The sequence below is a fragment of the Eggerthella sp. AM16-19 genome, assembly GCF_003474385.1.
Classification (GTDB): domain Bacteria; phylum Actinomycetota; class Coriobacteriia; order Coriobacteriales; family Eggerthellaceae; genus Senegalimassilia.
On the sequence record NZ_QUCY01000026.1, the window covers coordinates 15,216 to 34,399 of the forward strand.

The 19,184-nt window shown below is 61.5% G+C and carries 10 protein-coding genes and 1 riboswitch; of the genes, 8 read left to right on the forward strand and 2 right to left on the reverse strand.

All coding sequences use genetic code 11. The features are described from left to right. Window positions 1-26 precede the first annotated feature (26 nt). Window positions 27-617 (reverse strand): ECF transporter S component, encoded by a 591-nt coding sequence (locus DW178_RS09485; protein ID WP_118350920.1) that lies wholly within the window; start codon window positions 615-617, stop codon window positions 27-29. 156 nt (window positions 618-773) lie between these two features. Next, a riboswitch (FMN riboswitch) is annotated at window positions 774-956 on the reverse strand. 250 nt (window positions 957-1,206) lie between these two features. Between DW178_RS09485 and DW178_RS09490 the strand changes: the two genes are divergently transcribed. The 3 genes from DW178_RS09490 (at window position 1,207) to DW178_RS09500 (ending at window position 6,421) form a co-directional block, all read left to right on the forward strand. Beyond that, window positions 1,207-2,646 (forward strand): alanine/glycine:cation symporter family protein, encoded by a 1,440-nt coding sequence (locus DW178_RS09490; protein ID WP_118350921.1) that lies wholly within the window; start codon window positions 1,207-1,209, stop codon window positions 2,644-2,646. A 207-nt stretch (window positions 2,647-2,853) separates the two neighbouring features. After that, on the forward strand, window positions 2,854-4,530 hold the full coding sequence (locus DW178_RS09495) for an aminoacetone oxidase family FAD-binding enzyme (protein ID WP_286168637.1): 1,677 nt from the start codon (window positions 2,854-2,856) through the stop codon (window positions 4,528-4,530). A gap of 13 nt (window positions 4,531-4,543) precedes the next feature. Further along, window positions 4,544-6,421: an NAD(P)/FAD-dependent oxidoreductase gene (locus tag DW178_RS09500; RefSeq protein ID WP_118350932.1), complete on the forward strand. Its 1,878-nt coding sequence runs from the start codon at window positions 4,544-4,546 to the stop codon at window positions 6,419-6,421. 36 nt (window positions 6,422-6,457) lie between these two features. Here the strand turns inward: DW178_RS09500 and DW178_RS09505 are convergent, their stop codons facing one another. After that, a complete protein-coding gene (locus DW178_RS09505; RefSeq protein ID WP_118350934.1) occupies window positions 6,458-6,874 on the reverse strand; it encodes an MGMT family protein in 417 nt (138 codons plus the stop codon). 416 nt (window positions 6,875-7,290) lie between these two features. Here DW178_RS09505 and DW178_RS09510 point away from each other — a divergent pair, with 416 nt between their 5' ends. The 5 genes from DW178_RS09510 to DW178_RS09530 all read left to right on the forward strand — a co-directional run bounded on the left by DW178_RS09510 (window position 7,291) and on the right by DW178_RS09530 (window position 19,010). Next, window positions 7,291-14,580, forward strand: a complete 7,290-nt coding sequence (locus DW178_RS09510) for a DUF4430 domain-containing protein (RefSeq protein WP_158574164.1) — start codon at window positions 7,291-7,293, stop codon at window positions 14,578-14,580. Window positions 14,581-14,589: 9 nt separating this feature from the next. Continuing rightward, the gene (locus DW178_RS09515; protein WP_118350924.1) at window positions 14,590-15,468 is read left to right on the forward strand and encodes a DUF4430 domain-containing protein; all 879 of its coding nucleotides are present in this window, start codon (window positions 14,590-14,592) and stop codon (window positions 15,466-15,468) included. Window positions 15,469-15,764: 296 nt separating this feature from the next. Further along, on the forward strand, window positions 15,765-16,472 hold the full coding sequence (locus tag DW178_RS09520) for an energy-coupling factor transporter transmembrane component T (protein ID WP_286168639.1): 708 nt from the start codon (window positions 15,765-15,767) through the stop codon (window positions 16,470-16,472). Beyond that, on the forward strand, window positions 16,469-18,061 hold the full coding sequence (locus DW178_RS09525) for an ABC transporter ATP-binding protein (RefSeq protein ID WP_118350926.1): 1,593 nt from the start codon (window positions 16,469-16,471) through the stop codon (window positions 18,059-18,061). The genes DW178_RS09520 and DW178_RS09525 overlap by 4 nt, the downstream gene beginning before the upstream one ends. Next, a complete protein-coding gene (locus DW178_RS09530) occupies window positions 18,051-19,010 on the forward strand; it encodes an ECF transporter S component (protein ID WP_286168641.1) in 960 nt (319 codons plus the stop codon). The genes DW178_RS09525 and DW178_RS09530 overlap by 11 nt, the downstream gene beginning before the upstream one ends. The last annotated feature ends 174 nt before the right edge of the window (window positions 19,011-19,184 follow it).

A 19,184-nucleotide genomic window follows, 5' to 3' on the forward strand; every position in this document is an offset into this window, starting at 1 on the left:
GGCGGCACGGTTGGGGACACGTGTGTTTAGCGACCCTTGACCTGGTCCTTCTTCGGGGTGATCAGGTTGGAGACGGCCTTGTACACCAGCAGGGTCAGCGCGCTGTTCAGCACGGTCTTGATCAGGTTGAACGGGAGCACTGCGGGCAGGATGAGCGGCATGATGACGTCGGCGCTGCCGTACCAGAACCACACGCCGATCGTCAGGTTCGCGGCGACGGCACCGATGGTGGCGATCACACAGCCGACCAGCAGGCCGATGATGGCGCCGGCGAACGTGTGCTTATGGGCGTAGATGGCGGCGGCGGGCACCACAAAGAACAGCGTGGCGCAGATGTTCATGAGGCCGCCCACCCATTCGCCGAGCATCAGGCTGTGGATGATGGCGGCGACGGCGCCCACGGCGAAGCCGGCACCCGGGCCGAAGGCGAAGCCGCACACCATGGCGGGCATGAGCGAGGGGTCGTAGGTCAAAAACGGCGCTGCGGGCAGGATGGGGATCTGCACGAACGACAGCAGCGCGGCGATGGCGCACATAAGGGCCATGGTGACCAGCTGACGCGTCGACCAACGGTTTGTGTTCTTGATGGTTGCGTTTGTGGCGGTTGCCTGAGACATGGTTGAACCTTCTTCCCGCGAAGCCTTCTTCCCACGGGTTTTGCTCTCAAGCTTCGCGAAAAAGAGACAAGCCCGTATGAATTCCTTCCATACGGGCTTGTATTCGCTCAACAACTTCCCGCCCGGCAATGCTGCGCCGTGCGGTGCGTTTCGCGAACTCTGCCTCTTCCATCCGGACTTTGACCGTTGGTCCTGGAGTTGCACCAGGTCAGCCTTGCGTGCATGCAGCTTGCCGCCGCTTGACGCACAGGGTCGCGGACTTCCGGCTTGGCTGCGGCTTGCCGCCGCGCGTATCCGGTTACCGCCAGTGAGGATTTTCACCTCGCCCTGAAACAGAATTCAATGGCACCTAGTTTAGCTGCGCCGCCATGGCTTCGCAACCGTTTGGACTATGGATGTTTTCCGCGTTTTGGGGGCCGACATATGGCGAACGGTTATAGGAAGCCGTTGTCGGAGGGCTTGCTTTCCTGCCAAAGCGCTGCGCAATACGCTTTTTCGCCGAGACTTTAGCCGCCTGGGGCGAAGGCGGCTCTATAATAAGCCGTTCGCGTCCCTGAAGGGATTCATCTTTAAGGCTACGAGGTTTTGCATGAACTACATCGAAGTGCTCGACAGCATAGACGCCGCCGTTTGGGGGCCGCCTATGATCATCTTGCTGTTGGGTTGCCATATCTACACCACCATCCGCACCAAGGGCATCCAGCGCAAACTGCCCTTGGCCCTCAAGCTTTCCATCACGAAGGACAACGGCGCTCAGGGCGACGTCAGCAACTTCGGCGCCATGGCCACCTCGCTTGCCTCCACGCTGGGAACGGGCTCCATCGTCGGCGTGGCCACGGCGGTGCTCTCCGGCGGCCCGGGCGCGGTGCTGTGGATGTGGCTTACCGGCATCCTGGGCATGGCAACGAAGTACACCGAGGTCTACGCGGCAATGAAGTACCGCGTAAAGGATCGCCAGGGCCACATGATGGGCGGCGCCATGCATGTGTGGGAGCAGCGCTACAAGCGTCCCGACGGCACCGTGCCGTGGTGGGCGAAGTTCATGGCCATCTGGTTCGCCGTCATGGCGTGCCTCACCATCTTCGGAGTTGGATCGGCCGTGCAGACCAGCGCCATCACCTCGGTTGCGCAGGCGAACTTCGGCGTGGAGCCCTGGATCGTCGCCGCAATCGTGTGCGGTAGCGCCCTGCTCATCATCATGGGCGGCTTGGGAACCATCTCCAACATCTGCGAGAAGTTCGTGCCCATCATGGGCATCGCGTACATCTTGGGCTGCGCCTATATCCTCGTTTGCAACTGGGCGTTCATCGGCGAGTCGTTCAGGTTGATCTTCGAATGCGCCTTCACCCCTCGCGCGGCATTCGGCGGTGCGGTGGGCAGCGGCATCATCGTGGCGCTGCAGTTCGGCTGCGCGCGCGGCCTGTTCTCCAACGAGGCGGGCTTGGGCACGGCCCCGCTCATCAGCGCCGCCGCCGAGTCGAAAAACCCTGCGCGCCAGGCGCTCGTGTCCATGACGGGCCCGTTTTGGTGCACGGTAGTCATCTGCTTTGTGACCGCCTTGGTCATCGTCTCGTCGCTGTGCGCCCACCCCACGCTCATCCAGGATGCCGGCGTTACCAACGGCGCCACGCTTGCCAACGCCGTGTTCGCCACCATCCCCTATGTGGGCGCGCCCATCCTCATGCTGGGCATCCTGTGCTTCGCCTATTCCACCATCATCGGCTGGAGCTACTACGGCGAGCGCGTTACCCTGTACCTGTTCGGCCGCCGCTGGGTGCCGCTGTACCTGGGCTTCTACATCTGCATGGGCTTTTTGGGCGGCGTGGGCGTCGGCGACGTGGCTTGGACGGCAACTGATATCTCCAACGCGCTCATGGCGTTGCCCAACATCCTTATGGTGCTGCTGTGCGCCGGCATGGTGGGCAAGGAGACGCAGCATTACGTCTACGACGGCAACATCGACGAGGAGCTGCGTGCGGACATCCACGAGCTGCCCGAGAAAAGCGTCTTCACCCGCAAGAAGGCGTAGGAACGCGAACTTGTAGCGCGTGAGCAGGGGATGGGCCCCTGTTCGTGTTGGGAATGCCTTGCAAGCCGGTCGCTTTCGCGGCCGGCTTGTTGCGCTCAGGAGGCTTTTGCGCGGCGCGTGAGGGCGCACGCGCGCGCAATGCGGGTATCCCTTGAAGCGCGGGCTTGCCCGGCGCCGGCGTGCGGGCTTCGCCTTATAATGGCGGGTATGGAAACTATCGCAATCATAGGCGGCGGCGCATCGGGCCTGATGGCGGCTGTGGAGGCATCGCTTGCGCTGTGCCAGGCGGGCGCTGTGGCGCACGTGGCCCTGTTCGAGGCCGACCCCGAGCGCGTCGGCCGCTCCATCTTGGCAACCGGCAACGGCCGCTGCAACATCTCAAACGCCTGCATCAGCGCTGATGCGTATCGCAATCAGGCTTTTGTGGAGCAGGCGCTTATGCATCTGCAACGCGCCTACGTCGCGGAACGTGGCAAAACCAGCATGCGAACTCTTGAGGCGAATCCCGCGCTTGAACGTTTCGCCGATATGGGCCTCGTGACGCGCGAGGAGTCCGAAGGTCGGTTATATCCCATGGCGAACAAAGCCACCAGCGTGCTGGATGTGCTGCGCTCCACTGCCGCCGAGCTGGGCGTCGATGTGCAAACTGATAAGCGTGCCCTGCGCGTTGACGCGCCCGCCCCAGACGGCGCGGGTTGCTTCAACATCCGCTTCGCCGACAAGACAATTGCGCATGCGGCGGCGGTCATCGTGGCCATCGGCGGGTGTGCGGCAAGCGGCATCGAGCTGCCGAAGCCGCTGATTTGCTCGGACATGCAGCCAGTGCTGGGGCCTTTGCGCGTCGATGCGCAAAGCGCGAAGCTTACGCGGCAGCTTAACAACATCCGCGTGCGCGGGACCGTGCATCTCGAGCGCGGCGGGCAGCGTATTGCAAGCGAGCGCGGTGAGCTGCTGTTCCGCGACTACGGGGTCTCCGGCGTGTCGGTGTTCAACCTGTCGCGATTTGCGCAACCCGGCGACGACTTGGTCGTCGACTTCCTGCCTGACATCCCTCCGCAGGACATGGAGCGCTTCATGATGACGCGTCGCAAGAGGATGCAGAAGCTGCTGGGCGGTCCGCTTACGCTCGATCGCTTCCTGGAGGGCTTGCTGCTGCCTGCGGTGTCCGTCGCTGCCCTCCGCAAGGCAGGCTTGCGGACCGGTGACCGGTTTACACAAGAGATGGTTCCCCAGCTTTGCAACATGCTCAAAGGAATGCGTCTGACGGTTGAGGGCATCGGCGATGAGCGTCAGTGCCAGGTACGCCGCGGCGGCTTCCCTGTGGAGCGGTTCAGCCCCGCAACCTGCGAGGTGCTTGACGTGCCGGGCCTGTTCGTCACGGGCGAGGCGCTCGACATCGATGCGCCCTGCGGTGGCTTTAACCTGCATTGGGCCTGGTCAAGCGGCATGCTCGCCGGCCGTGCTGCAGCTGATTGCGTTGCACGAGGGGAAGAAGTCTCGAGCGGCAAAGCGCACAAGCAGCGCAGTGGCGCCCCTGCGGATGCAAAATCGCGTCCGAGTGATAAGCGGTCACCGGATTGCACCGGTTCTATCCGTCCCTCTTCGGACAATGGTTCCCGCTCGCAGGGTGCGATGCGTTCAGGCTGCTCGCAAACGCTCGCCTGCGCTGATGGCGCCCGTTCCTTCTCGGGTCGCGACTCCCGCCCGCAAGTCGCGTCGCGGCCGGGCAACCCGCAAGCATCTGCCTGCAGCGGTGGTTCCCGCTCTTCTTTCCGTGCAGGCAAGCCGCAGCGCCCGCGTCACCCCCATCGGAACGAACGCGGCAAATCCCGCAACCAACGCGGTGGGGACGCCGCTCGTAATGCCCGTCATCGTAATCGATAGCTCGGAGGAAACCATGCTTGAGATCTCAAACCTCGCCCTTCCGCTCGATGCCGGGCTCGAAGGCAAGCAAGCTGAAAAGCTCGTGCGCCGCGCCGCGGCCCGAGCGCTCAACATCCCGCCGAGCGATATAACCGAGATCCGCTTGCTCAAGCGCAGCGTCGACGCGCGCAAAAAGCACGACGTCCACTTCGTGGCTACGCTTGGCGTGGAGCTGGCAGGCGGCGCCAAGGCCGAAGCTGCGGCTGTCGAAGCCGCCGCGCACCGCAAAGGTGCTGCGAACGTGAAGGCGCATCGCCCCTACGAGCCGCTGCAGGTTCCGCAAGTCGGCGCTTCGCGCCAGGCGCAGGACGAACCCCGCCCCATCGTGGTGGGCACCGGCCCGGCCGGCCTGTTTTGCGCGCTCTACCTGGCGCGCGCCGGTTTGCGCCCGCTTGTGGTCGAGCGCGGCGCGGCGGTCGACGAGCGCATGGCGGCGGTCGACGCCTTCAACGCCGGCGAGCCGCTCGATCCGCACACCAATATCCAGTACGGCGAAGGCGGGGCGGGAACGTTCTCGGATGGTAAGCTGACCACGAACATCAAAAGCCCCTGGGCGCAGCACGTCCTGCATCTGTTCGTGGAAGCGGGCGCGCCCGAGGAGATCCTGTGGCAGGCAAAACCCCACATCGGCACCGACCTGCTCGTAGATATCGTGCGCAACATCCGCAAGCAGATCGAGCAAGCCGGCGGCGAAGTGCACTTCAACACCCAGCTCACAGCCCTGCATTTCGAAAACGGCCGCCTAACCCAAGCCGAAATCACCAGATTTGCCACCCAACCCGAATCCGTCGCAGAGTCGATTCCCGCAAGCCGCGTGGTGCTGGCGTGCGGTCATTCTGCCCGCGACACGTTCGAGCTCGTGCGCGACGCGGGCGTGCGCATGGAGCAGAAGCCGTTCTCCGTGGGCGTGCGCATCGAGCACCCCCAGCAGCTCATCAACCGCTCGCAGTACGGGAAGGCCGCCGACCATCCGGCGCTCGGCGCCGCCGACTACAAGCTGTCGATGCATTTGCGCCCGCAAAAAGGCGAAGAGCAGGGCCGTGGCGTGTACACGTTCTGCATGTGCCCAGGTGGGGAAGTGGTGTGTGCCGCCAGCGAGCCGGAAGGCGTGGTGGTCAACGGCATGAGCCGCTTCGCGCGCGACGGGCAAAACGCCAACAGCGCGCTGCTGGTCGGCGTAGGCCCCGAGGATTTCGACGGCGAAGACCCGCTTGCGGGTATCAATCTGCAGCGCGAGATGGAGCAGGCTGCCTACCGAACCGCTGTTGCCGCCGGCGGCGAACCGTATCAGGCGCCTGCGCAAACCGTCGGCGACTTCCTGGCGCATCGCGCCGGCGGCCCGAGCAAGCAGGTGAAGCCCACCTACGCGCGCGGCGTCGCATGGTGCGACCTGCATGAGTGCCTTCCCCCATTCGTGGCGCGCGCCATGGAGCAGGCCCTTCCGCAACTCGACCGCCGCCTGCACGGCTTCGCTGATCCGCAGGCGGTGCTCACCGGCGTGGAAACCCGCAGCTCAAGCCCCGTCCGCATCGTGCGCGGCAAGAACATGCAGGCGCAGCTGGCCGCAGCGTCCGTTTCGGACTGCGTGCAGGACGAAGTCTTGAGCACGGCGCAGCTGGCCCCGGCGCCCGCTTCGAGCGGTACGCAGGACCAGGCCCGCGCCAAGACTCAGGCGGCCCCGGAATCCTCAGCAGCCGCCAACAGGCAATCCGCCGACGTTGCCGCTCTCGAGCCCGAAACCGGCCTCTACCCCTGCGGCGAAGGCGCGGGCTATGCAGGCGGCATTATGTCTGCAGCCTGCGACGGCCTGCGCGTAGCCAGCGCCCTGGTGGAAGGCTTGCAACGCAAATAGGGAAGCTGCCATAAAAGCTGGCTCAGAACCAGCTGCTTATTCGCCCAGCTCAGCGGCCCAATCGAAATCGATCGGCGGCGCAGTTGGCTCCTCAGCCGTTTCGCCGCCGTTCGCGCCCTCGCCGCTCCGGCCGTCCCATTGGCGCTCCCGCATGTCGACGCGCCCGTCGTCCAAGAACGTCACGCCCTCCGCAGTAAGCCTTGCCCGTTGTTCGTCGGGCCCGCCGAACGCGAAGCCCGGTGCAAGCGAGCCATCCTTGAACACCACGCGGTGGCAAGGAATCCCCGTTTGAGCCGCGCAATCCCACGGGTCGGGATTCCCGTGCATGGCATACCCGACGAATCGCGCCTTGCGAGGCTGACCGATCAGCCGTGCCACCTGCCCATACGAAACAACCTTCCCGCGCGGCACTCGCCGCACCGTCTCATACACCTTGTCGTTGAATTCGCCCATGCTTTGCCTTCCGATCAAGCGCTGCTGCCGCATCGTCTGTTCCCGCACGATTATAGGCAGTGAGTCAAGTCGACCGCGCAAATCCTCCATCGTGCAGCCATGTGCGACTCCTTACCGCCCCCTGTCGAAAGCTCGGCTAATTCCAGCTCAGACGTGGTAAAATCACATATTCGAAAATTGGCACAGATGGTTGCGCCGGGCACGGCGCGGGCGACTGGGGAAAGGACTTGGCCGCTTGGGGGAATGCGGGTGCGAATCCCGCGCTCTACCAGGAACCGTATACGCTGATGAACGGGTTGGCGGCTTGGCTTTTGCGCAGGCTCGCCGACAAGCACCGCCGCAGGCATGCGGGCCGTTCAGATGAGGCGAAGTCGGAATGCCCATCCATCGCACGAAGCCCTGGAAGAGAGGTTCCGATGACCATCGGCGAATCGTCCGAACGCGCGCAAAGCGTCGGGCAAACCTGCGGCCAAGCAGGCTCGTCCGCGCCCTCTGGTGTGAAGACCGCAGCACAGCGGTCTGCGACATCACCTATTCGGCGCGTGTTCTCAACATTCTTAGCAGTAACGCTTGCGGTGTCCATGACGCCCTCTGCGGCGCTTGCCGAAACGCAGGATGCAGCGGTATCCAGCGCGCAGGAGCAGTCGCAGGAGCTTGATGGCGCTCTGGCGCAAGATCGAAACGCGGAAAGCCCCGAGTCCGTTGCTTCGTCTGCGCCCGGTCAGACCGCATCCGGTTCCCCCGACGCGGCAGCATCCGATTCCGAGCAAGCCGCCTCCGCCCAGCCCGAAACGCCTGCGGCATCCACCAAGCCTGAAGCCGCACAAGCAAGCGTTTCCGCAGATGAGAACCTTGCCGACACGTTATCTGATGGCGATGGTGCTGCAGCTCAGGCTGACGCAACCCTGTCTTCAAGCGCGAAGGTCTATATCCAGGACGCTAAGGACAAGGACAATAGCTACTCCACGAAGTCGGGTTCCCTTTCCGCGGGCGATACCCTGTGGGCAAATGTCTATGACGAAGAGGACTGGGAGGAATACTCCGTTTCCAACCCCGGCACGTGGACGTATGCCTGGATGGCCGGCACCAAGAACTCGGCGTCGATTTCCGACTACACCGAGCTGGTCGGGCAGTCGCAAAGCCTTACCGTCACGTCCGAAATGGCCGGCAAATACTTCATCTGCAAGGTAACGGCTGATGGCAAGGACTACTACGGTCCAGCGAAAAGTTACGGATCGGGCGTGAACGCCAATGAGATCCCCGGTCCCGTCTTGTCCGCCGGTCAGGCGCAGCTCTACAAGGTAACGCTCAGCTCCAGCGCCCCTGCCGTTGGCGATACGCTTGCTGCTACCGCCTTCACCAGCTATTCCACACAGGTGACTGATGACATCGACGTTTCCTATACTTGGAGTTATTCCGACTCGAAATACGGGACGTTCGCGGTTATTGAAGGCCAAACGGCTAGCACCCTTGCGCTAACGCCCGAATACCAGGGCAAATACATCAAGGTAACGGCAAGCGCAGGCGTGAACGAGCAGTCCGCCACCACCTCCGAAGCCGTTATGTCTGCCGGTGCCGTTAAGCTGGCGGGTGTGGAGCTGAAGGCTTCCTCCACCGAGATCGGTGCAACGCTTACGGCGAAGGCATACACCGGTTCAAGCTATAGCCCTACGTACGTCGACGACTCAAAAGTCACGTATACGTGGAAGAAGTACAAGGGAACCTCTGCCCCCTCATACTCGGCAACATGGGAAACCATCGAAGGCCAGAACAGCAACACCCTTTCCGTCGATGACGGCCTGGAAGGATGCTACGTAACCGTGTCCGCCAACGCCGGTGCGAACGATGTTGCGTACGGCGGTTACTCCACCAGCTATGTGGGGCCCTTCAAGCAGGCCGGTGCCGTTGACATCTACAGCGCTCTCCTTGCCCCTGCCGGTTCCGAATCCGGCTCCTACGTCTATTGCGTGGGCGACACGGTTAGGGCGCTTGCCAAGGAGAAGGGCGCGTCTTCGTTCATCGAAGCCTCCAAGCTGAACTACCAATGGCAGCAGAGCGACTCGAAAAACGGGTCCTACACGGATATTCCCGGCGAAACGCAGGAAACGCTCGCGCTGACCGACGCGCTTCAGGGCAAATACGTCAAATGCTTCGTTTCCTCGAAGATCGGCAACAGCAAATACGCCACGCGCGCCACGAGCGTCATCGCTGCCGCCGGTTCCATCAACGTCACCAAGGTGCAGTTCGAGGACTCTACCGGCAAAGTCAATGTCGGCGACACCCTTACGGCAACCGCAGCGACTGCGTCTGGCGATGTGTCCGACAACGCCCGCGTCGTATGGTCCTGGTACTACGGCGATAGCTCAAACTCCTGCAACAACAAGATCGAAGGCGCGCAAGGCAACACTTTCACGGTGACGGACGCCTACCTGGGCAAATATATCCAGGTCCGCGCTGACGGCGGTTTCGGCGAAGAGAAGGCAACCCGCGGCCCCGTGGTCGAAGCGGGTGCGGTGGCGCTTCACCATGTCGAGGTCACTGGCTCCGCAAAAGTGGGCGTCGTGCTCACGGCTGCCGCTTACACCAGCAGCTACTCCAAGGTTTCCCCGACCGATAAGGTGCATTATCAGTGGCAGTACGCTGACGCCAAGTCCACGTCCGATTCCGACTTCAAGGATATCCAGGATGCGGCCGACCAGCCCACGTACACGGTCTCCGATGCCATGGTGGGCAAGTACATCCGCGTGAAGGCCGTCAGCGATGGCGCGGTGGTCAGCACGCAAAAGCCCTCTTCTTATGGCAGCGGCACCACGTCCGTCAACCCTATCGGTCCCGTTACCATTGCGGGCCAGTACACGCTTTCCTCCGTTGAAATCAAGGACGTGTCGACCGCCATCTTGCAGGTCGGTCGTACCATCACGCCTCAGGCGAAGGTTTCCAGCGGCTATTACAACGAAAACGCGCCTGATGACGCCAAGCTCACCTATGTCTGGTACGCCAAAGGCGGAGAAGATGACGATTGGCAGCAGGTCACGGCCGGCGTTTCTTCCGACGGCAGGCTGACCATAGGCGCCTCGCTCGCGGGCAAATCCCTTAAAGTCACGGCGTGCTCCCTGGACAACACGGTCGAGTGGGTGTCGGGCACCACGGTTGCCCCAGCGGGCGAGTACAATCTGCTGCGCGTGATCACCACGCCGCAGGCCATCAGCTCCACCACCCATCTCGTCACCGGCGACGCCGTGACGGCAGAGGCTCAGTCCAAGCGAGCCGATTCGAACACCATCAACGGCGTGAAGGTCGACGATGGCGTCGCCTTCTCGTGGTTTGCCGCCGATACGGCCGACGGGCAGTTCACCCAGCTCGAAGGCGTGGAAGGCGCAAACATCACCGTGCCCGCCGCGGCTGCCGGCAAGTACCTGAAGGTTGTCGCGACAAGCGGTTCCTCCCACGTGGAAACCGTGTTCGCCAACAAGGTCATCGATCGCGATTCGGTCGATGCGGCGGTGCAGAAGCTGTCCGATAAAAACGTCAAGCCTGCGCCCGTATACGGAAATGACACCAACCTCAACAGCGTGCTTGAGGCGAAGATCGCCGAGCTGGGCTTCCAGGGCGTTACCGTCAAGGTGGACTCCGTCCAGTTCGTCTCCACGAGCGACAAGGCGACGGTCGGCGTTTCCGCCGCTGACGACGACACCAACGGCAACATCACGTTCTTCGACATGGACCCGAACGAGTATTCGGGCTACAACTTCGATGGCCTGCGCACGGCAACGGTCTCGTTCACCCTTTCCAAGGATGGCGAAACCGCCAGTTATGCTCCGGGCAGCGTCCTTATTCCCTGGAACGAGGACATGCTTCAGCAGCGCCTGGATAACGTTGCCCAGCAGCTGACCATCGGCTATTCCAACGGCGACAACGCCGACGCCGTTACCGGCAAGGTCACACTTCCGTATCGTGCCGGCTCCGCCAATAAATACGAGGTCACGTGGGAAAGCTCCAGCGACCAGGTGAAGATCAGCGGTTACGGGTGGAGCGATTATGCCGGCGCCGTCACGCGCACCGCGTCGGACCGTCAGGTCACGCTGACCGCAACCGTCAAGCTGCTCAGCAACGCCGGCGGCGATAGCACCAGCGTTACGGGCGCCCACGCCTTCGATATCACGGTCAAGGGCGACCCGGACAAGGTTGCTGTCGAAAAGGCCGCTCTGCAAAAGAAGGTTGATGCCGGCTTCACGTACGATAACGTGAAGTATTCCGGCGGAAGCTCCGTTGCCGACAAGGACGGGCTTTCCGATGATCTGCAGATGCCCACCACGCGCACGCTCGATGTGGACGGCAAATACTACAAGATCGAATATTCCGCCAGCACCGACCATGTCTCGTTCAATGGTTACAAGGGCACGGTTTACCAGCCGCAGCCGGGGGAATCTGCGGCGGCAACCGGCATCACGTTGACGGTTACCGACAAGTCGAACCCCGAGATTACGGCAAGCAAAACGCTTGATTACAAGGTCAAGCCGCTTGACCAGGCAAACGTGGACGCCGAGCTTGCCCTTATGGAGCAGGCAAAGGCGGGCTACGCCGCCGCCATCCTGAACGGCCAAGACGCCAAGGCCGTTACGGGCAATCTGCATGCGTTCCAGAAGGCCTATCTCGATGCCGACGGCAACCTGGCTTGGAGCTACGATCGCAGCACCACCGACGCAACTGCGCTGGGCATCGTGCCGGTGGATCTGCCGGGCTACGACAGCATGGGCACGCAGGGCTGGCGCACGTTCAAGTCCAGCAACCAGGCCGTCGTCTCCCACGAGAACCTGCAGGTCACGCAGCCTGAGTACAACACGAAGATCGCCATTACCTCGAGTCTGTCCAGCCAGAAGTACGCCCGCTATGCCGAGCGCTTCCCCGACAATCAGGCCTACGCGAAGCTGGCGAACCAGGAAGTCACCGCGACCATTACGGTTACCGGCACCAGCGGTATCGTGAATCCGCAGGTCAGCGCTACGTGCTCCGTAATCGGCGCTGATGCTCAGGGCAATCGGCAAACATGGGCAGCCGCGCAGAACCTCACGCTTGCAAACGGGGCCACCGCGGCCGATCTGTCCGAGGAGCTGTTCCGCCAAACCGGATTGAAAGCGGACTACAACCCCAATGGCAGCTGGGGTTGGGCTCTCAACACTATCGCTTCGCCGTTCGATAAGGGCCTCACGCTTGGCTGGGATTCGAAGACCGGCAAATACTGGCAGCTGTTCATCAACGGCAAGGCCTCTTCGGTTGGCGCGGGCGGTTACGTCCTCGAAGAGGGCGACAGCATTCAATGGGCCTACAGCGCCTATGGCGAATCGGCGCCTACGGATGCCCTTTCGGTGTCGTGTGAGGTTGTTGGCCAGGACGCTGACGGAAACCAGCAGATCTGGGCACAGCCGACCACCATCGATGTGTCCGACGGGTCCACTGCGGCAGATTTGACGCGCGCCCTGTTCAAACAGGCGGGCTTGGTGGCCGATATCCAAGATTCGGCATGCGGTTTCTATCTCAGCACCATTACCTCGCCGTTCGATAAGAGCCTCACGCTCGGCTATGACCAGAAAACCAACAAATACTGGCAGCTGTTCATCAATGGCGAATATGCGAACGTCGGTGCCGATGGCTGCGTTCTTCATGCCGGCGACAAGGTCAGCTGGGTCTACGGCTCCAATGGCACCATGCCCGGGCAGATGAACGTCACGGTCGAGGTTATCGGTCGGGACAGCAACGGCAAGGCCGAACGCTGGGCGCAGCGTTCGCGCAACGAGCTGGCAACCGCATCCTTTGACGATATCTGCTTGAGCTTCTTTAAAGAGTGCGAACTTGATTGCGAGCTATTCGAACAGGGTTCTGTTTGGGATCTCATTTCCATAACCTCGCCATCTGGCGTTACGCTCAAAGGTGGATGGAATTGCCTGATCAACGGGAAGGCCATCAACAGCGCAGCTGGACTTACGCTCAAATCCGGCGACACCATTTCCTGGGTGCATGGAACGAACGTGCTTCCGAACCTCGACGAGGTGACGATCGACCCCTCCGCGCCTCGCCCCGATTGGAAGGCGGATTGGGCTGGCGACCAGTCTCGTCCCACCACAGCGGCAACTCCGACCGACTATATGAAGTCGGACTGGACGCTCGACTACAAGCAATACTCCAGCGCGCAATACGCCAACGCCAGCGAACCCGTCATCGTAAACGGTTTCGTGTACCTTGCCGTAAACAACCGCTTGCTCAAGATCGATTCGTCTACGGGCGAAGTGGTTGCGCAGGCTAACCTTGTTTCCTCCATCGGCTACACCACGCGCCCCGTTTACGCTCAGGGCGTGATCATGGTCCCGCTTGACGGCGGTGCTGTGCAGGCCCTTACGGCCGACAGCCTGACAACCGTATGGGTCACCGACAAGCTCAGCGATTCGGCGCAGTCTAACTCCGCGATCACGGTCAACGGCAACTATGCGTATGTGGGCACGTGCGACGTGGATTTCGTCGCCGGTACCTACGATAACGGCTTCCTCACCTGCATCAATATCCTAACGGGTGCAGTGGTATGGCGGCACAACAACGCTGGCGAAGGATATTACTGGGGCAGCGCCGTTAACGTCGGCGGCTACACGGTCGTGGCAACCAGCGCCGGTACCGTCGAGGCGCTGAGCGGTGCAGGTTCCGTTATCAGCACGGTTTCCCTTGGCGCGTTGGTGAATTCCTCGTGCGTGGCGTCGGCTGACGGCAAAACCCTGTACGTGATGTCCCGCGATGGCAAGCTGCATGTGCTTGCGATCGACGAACAGGGCTCTCTTAAGGAAACCAAGGTCGTCGACCTGGGTCTTTCCGGATGTGCGAGCATGCCTACCGTCAACGGCAGCACCATGTATGTCGGCGGCGAGGTGGAAAGCGGCGCCGCGGCGCTTGCGATCGTCGATCTGAAGAGCTTGGAGTCCACGCTCGTCACCCAAGCTGATGGTGCTCTGCTGCCTGGGGTCAAGGGGTATGGCGGAATCAAGGCGGCACCGCTTGTGTCCACGCAAAATGGCGAAACGTACGTGTACTTCACGGTGAACTATGGCGAATCCGGCGACTGGGTGAACTACACCTCGGGCGGCGGCGTGTATCGCTATAAGGTCGGTGACGCGCAGGCCACGTTGGCGTACGATGCCAAGGGCTTCAACAACTATTGCGACTCCCCGGTCATCTGCGATGCCGAGGGCAACCTATACTACATCAACGACTCCGGCACGCTGTTCAAGCTGGTCGGCGGCGGCGTGAAGCCTTCGCCCGCGCCCGATCCTGCTCCCGCGCCTCAGCCTGGCCCTGCACCGCAGCCTAATCCCAACCCAGATTCGGCTCCCGGTTCCGATCTCGGCACGCAGCCGACGGTTGTCGGGGTGGTCGCCCCTGCAGCTTTGCCTGCGGCAGCGGGCGGTGCTGCGCAGCAGACCGATAGCGTGTCGGCAAGCGTTTCGGCACGCCAGGAGGTGTCCTCTTCCGCGAATGCTAACGGCGCCACGGAGCAACATGCTGCCACTGCCAACAGCTCTGATTCCTCCAATACTACCGAAAACGACAATGGCTCTCGCGGTCCCATTTGGCCCTACGCGGTCCTCGGCTTGGGCGTTGCGGGTATCGTCGGTGCGGGTGTCTGGTGGCTGCTTGCCAAACGTCGCCAGAGCGGCATCAAGTAGGAGGCTGCCATGTCCGAGATTATTAACGAAGCTGCTCATGATGAAACGGCTGCGGCGGGCGATGCTGCCCGTCGCAGCTCGGCGGAAGCGGCGGCTTTGACTGCGGGTTCGACGCCCCCTGAGCAGCAGCTGCATTCAGGCTCTGCTTCCCGTCTCTCCCCGAAGGTCAAAGGCGGCATCATCGCGCTTTTGGCCGCATCGGTGCTGCTCGTTTCCGTGGGCGCTTTTGCCCTTACGGGCGGCTTCGGGGGGCAAGACGGATCGCCTGCGCAGTCGTCTGCTCAGGAGGCGCAAACCACGGAGCAGGGCCGCGTGACGGCAACGAAGGTCACCGGCAAGGCCGAAGCAAGCGCCGAATCGGAAGCGCATTCGAAAGCAGAATCCGATTCATCCGAGCAGAACGGCGAATCGGGTTCCGCTGCCGGGCAAAACGCTGATTCGGATTCAGCCGCTAACGGTAACGGCGGCGCTGTGGATTCCGACACCACCGCGGGCGGCGGCTCCCAGCCTTCCGCCTCGCCGTCGGGCGATTCCGAATCGCAAACTACCGGCTCCGGTGGCCAGCAGCCTTCTGCGGCGAACGTCGTCACCGTATCGGTCTCGGTTTCCAGCAGCGCTGTCGGCAATCCGGTTTCCGCCAGCGGGTCGTACTCGTTCAATGCGGGCGCCACGCCCTACGATGCGCTGTGCGCTCTCGGCTTGTCGGTCAACGCACGCAGCACTACGTACGGAACCTACGTTGCCGCTATCGGCGGGCTTGCCGAAAAAGAGCACGGCGGAACCTCCGGCTGGATGTACTCCGTCAACGGCAGCACGCCCATGACGGCGTGCACCAACTATGTGCTCTCCAACGGCGACGTGGTCGTCTGGTACTATGTGACCGGCTAGGGAAGCCGTTGTTCGAGAATGCAAGGCCGGGGTGCGCCCCGGCCTTTTTCCATCAAGCTGAGATGACCGCCGCATGAACGCGCCCCCGGCCACAGGGGGTGCGCCCCTGTCTCTTCCGTGGAGCTGAGATACCTTATATGACTTGCGTGTTCCATACTTATCACCCAATCGTCCCCTTTGCCTTCATCGCGTGCGCGCTAGCGCTGAGCATGGGATGCATGCATCCCGTCTACGTGGCCTTGTCCCTTGCGGGGGCGTTAGCGTGCTCTGCGGTGTGTCGCGGCAGGCGTGCAACCTTGCTTTCGCTGAGATGGGTCGTTCCCCTCTGCCTTATCGTGGCGGCGGCGAACCCGTTATTCGTAGCATCGGGCTCTACCGAGCTGTTCCGTATCGGGTCGCGAGCCGTATATGCCGAGGCGGTCATCTACGGCTTATGCTCGGGTGGCATGTTCGCCGCCGTGTTCCTGTGGTTCGCTTCCTATTCGGCTTGCCTGGATAGCCAACGCACTATGATGCTGTTCGGACGTCTGCTTCCCGTCGTCACTCTGATGGTGTCGCAGGTGTTGCGCCTGGTGCCCCAATTCGTTTCACGCGGGCGCGCGGTTTTGGCTGTGCAAAACGCTGCCAGCGCCGCGACGGCGCAAACCAAGCGCGAAAAAGCCGCAGCTCGTTTGCGTGTGGTGAACGTGCTCATGGGTTGGGGAATGGAGGATTCCCTTGAACGTAGCGATGCCATGCGCGCCCGCGGCTATAATTGCGGCGCAAAACGCACGTCGTATCGCCGATTCCGTATCGGGCGCGCCGATGTTTGCGCGCTTGCGTGTCTGCTTGTCTTGATCGCAGCTTCAGTGGCTTGCGCGCTGGTCGAATTATCGGGATATGTGTTCTATCCGACCATGAAAGCCATCGGTTCCTGGTGGCATTTTGCGCCGTATGCCCTGTTCATGCTGTTCCCGGTTGCCTTATCCGTCTTGGATTGGTGGCGTTGGAGGTCGTGCCGATGAATCCTCAAAATCGTTTTTGCTTCGATAGCGCCGCCGACGCAACCGAAGAATCTCCTGTTCCCGCAGTGCAGGTGTGCGGTTATTCGTTCGCTTATCCTCCCGAGGAGGGCGATTGCTGCGAATCACGTGCGGTCTTGAACAATGTGAGCCTTAGCATCGAGCAGGGAGCGTTTTGCGTTCTCGTTGGAGCTACCGGTTCGGGAAAGACCACCCTTTTGCGCTCCCTCAAACCCGAGCTCGCCCCGGTTGGCGAATCATCGGGCGACATCTTCGTGCTCGGTCGTGCCTTGAAGCCGCACAAGGCTAGTTGCGCTGCAGGTCATCAGGCTGATCAACCCGTGGATTCCGCCGCAAGCTCGATAACCCCGTTGGAATCCGCCCAGCTTATCGGTTATGTCATGCAAGATCCCGCGGCGCAGATCGTGTGCGATACCGTTTGGCACGAGCTGGCGTTCGGCCTGGAGAACCTAGGTATCGAACCCGACCAGATGCGTCGTCGCATCGCTGAGGTCGCTCACTTCTTCGGCATCGAGCCGTGGATCAGGTCGAAAACCGAAGACCTTTCGGGAGGTCAAAAGCAGCTTGTCAACCTGGCTGCCGTGCTCGCGCTGCGCCCCAGGCTGCTGCTGCTCGACGAGCCGACTGCTCAGCTCGACCCCAACGCTGTTAAGCAGTTCCTGTTCATGCTTTCCCGCGTGAACCGTGAGCTCGACATCACCGTCGTCATGGCCACGCATTCGCCAGAGGACGTTCAGCCGTACGTGACTCAGCGTATCGACTTAAGCGACCCCGGCCTGGTCGGCACGTTCGAGTGCGCAAAAGCCGCATTGTCGCCTTACTTCAGCAGCCGATATGCTCAACTCGCAGATGTTGACGCGGTGTTGGCCGCCAGTGATGTGCATTTTCGCTTCGATCGCCATGCGCCTTGGGTCCTTCGAGGGGTGGAGTTTCGCGTTCGGCAGGGCAGTGTTCATGCGCTTGTGGGTGGCAACGGATGCGGCAAAACCACGCTTTTGCGCTGTCTTGCCGGTGTTCTGACGCCGCAACGCGGTCGCATTGACAATAAGCTAGCGGCATCTCAGGCATTGCTGCCGCAAGATCCCAAGGCGCTTCTAGTATGCGATTCCGTGCGCGAGGAGCTTATGGAATGGGCTTCGCGTTGCGACTACGACGAGCAAGCCGCGCATGTTATGGCGCAGCGTTTCGGCTTGTTCGACCAGCTGAACCGCCATCCGTTCGACTTATCCGGCGGCCAGCAGCAAAAGCTTGCGATTGCCAAGCTATTGCTTGCGCAGCCTCGATTGCTGTTCCTTGATGAGCCTACAAAGGGTCTCGATCCCGCATCGTCCGCCGATCTTTCGCGCATCGTGAAGGCGTTGGCGGCGGAGGGCAAAACCATTGTCTTGGTTACGCACGATCTGGACTTCGCGTTCGCCACGGCCGATGAGGTCTCCATGCTCTTCGACGGAGAACTTGCCTGCACAGAGCCTGTTCAGGACTTTTTCGAACACAACCTCATCTACCGTCCGAATTCGGTATGCCGCTTTTTCGGGCAAATCACGGAAGACGGTGTAACTCATGACGAGTAGGGAACCAGGGGAGGCCTGCGCTACCGGACAAAAGCCTCAAAGCTCAGGTCGCGGCGAGCGGCGCATTCCCGATCGAAGCGCTTCGCAAAACGCATCGAAAGTCGCGGAGCTCAATAGCCGCGACATGAAGGTTCCGGACGCCGCGGGTCAAAACCAGCCATTTCGACAAAATCGCGATCATCGCGCAAAAGGCCGAATCGCTCTGGAAACGCTATCAATCTGCGCAACGCCTGCAATCCTGGTGGCATGCACGCTCGCGAACGCCGACCAAACGGCGCTTCTGTCGCTGGTGGTCGTTCTCGCATCGCTCGGCGTGTTCTTTGCAACATACGAATCTTCGACACCGCGTCTACGCGACATCATGCCGACGGTGGTCCTTGCCGCGCTCGCCGCAGCAGGGCGAATCCTGTTCGCCCCCATCCCAGATTTCAAGCCGGTTAGCGCTATTGCCATCATAGCCGGCGTGGTATTCGGCCGGAAAAGCGGGTTCATGGTGGGCGCATTGGCTGCACTGGCATCGAACTTTTTCTTCGGGCAAGGCCCATGGACCCCATGGCAAATGTACGCATGGGGCCTTGTGGGCTACGGAGCGGGGCTTTTGGCGGCAATCCCAGCAAAAGCCTCTAAAAGCACCGACAACTCAAGGCTTGCCGAATGCGGGGAAGGCCGCAGTTCGCGCAAACAGCCTTTGATTGAGCAACATGTTGTAATCATCTATATATACGGATTCGTTTCCTGCCTCATATACGGCTTCATCTTGAACGCATGGAGCATCCTCAGCTTCTATCACGCGCAAGCAAGCGGCTTCGCCGGAATCCTACTGGTATATGCAACCGCTCTGCCATTCGATGTGACCCATGGCGTGGCAACGGTAGTGTTTCTGGCGGCGTTATATGCTCCTTGGCGCCGCAAATTGAAACGAATCAAAAGCAAGTATAGAATGGGATAGGGAATCACTACCAAGCAAAACACTACATATAGTATGTACACAAAGAAGCACCAGCAAATATAGAAGCTAATGCCACATATTGTGTACAGGATGTGAAGACCGGTGCAAAATCGCATCAAGGGATTGTCAAGAGGCCGCCAGCCGCGTAATATACATCCCCGCCCTGAGGCAAGG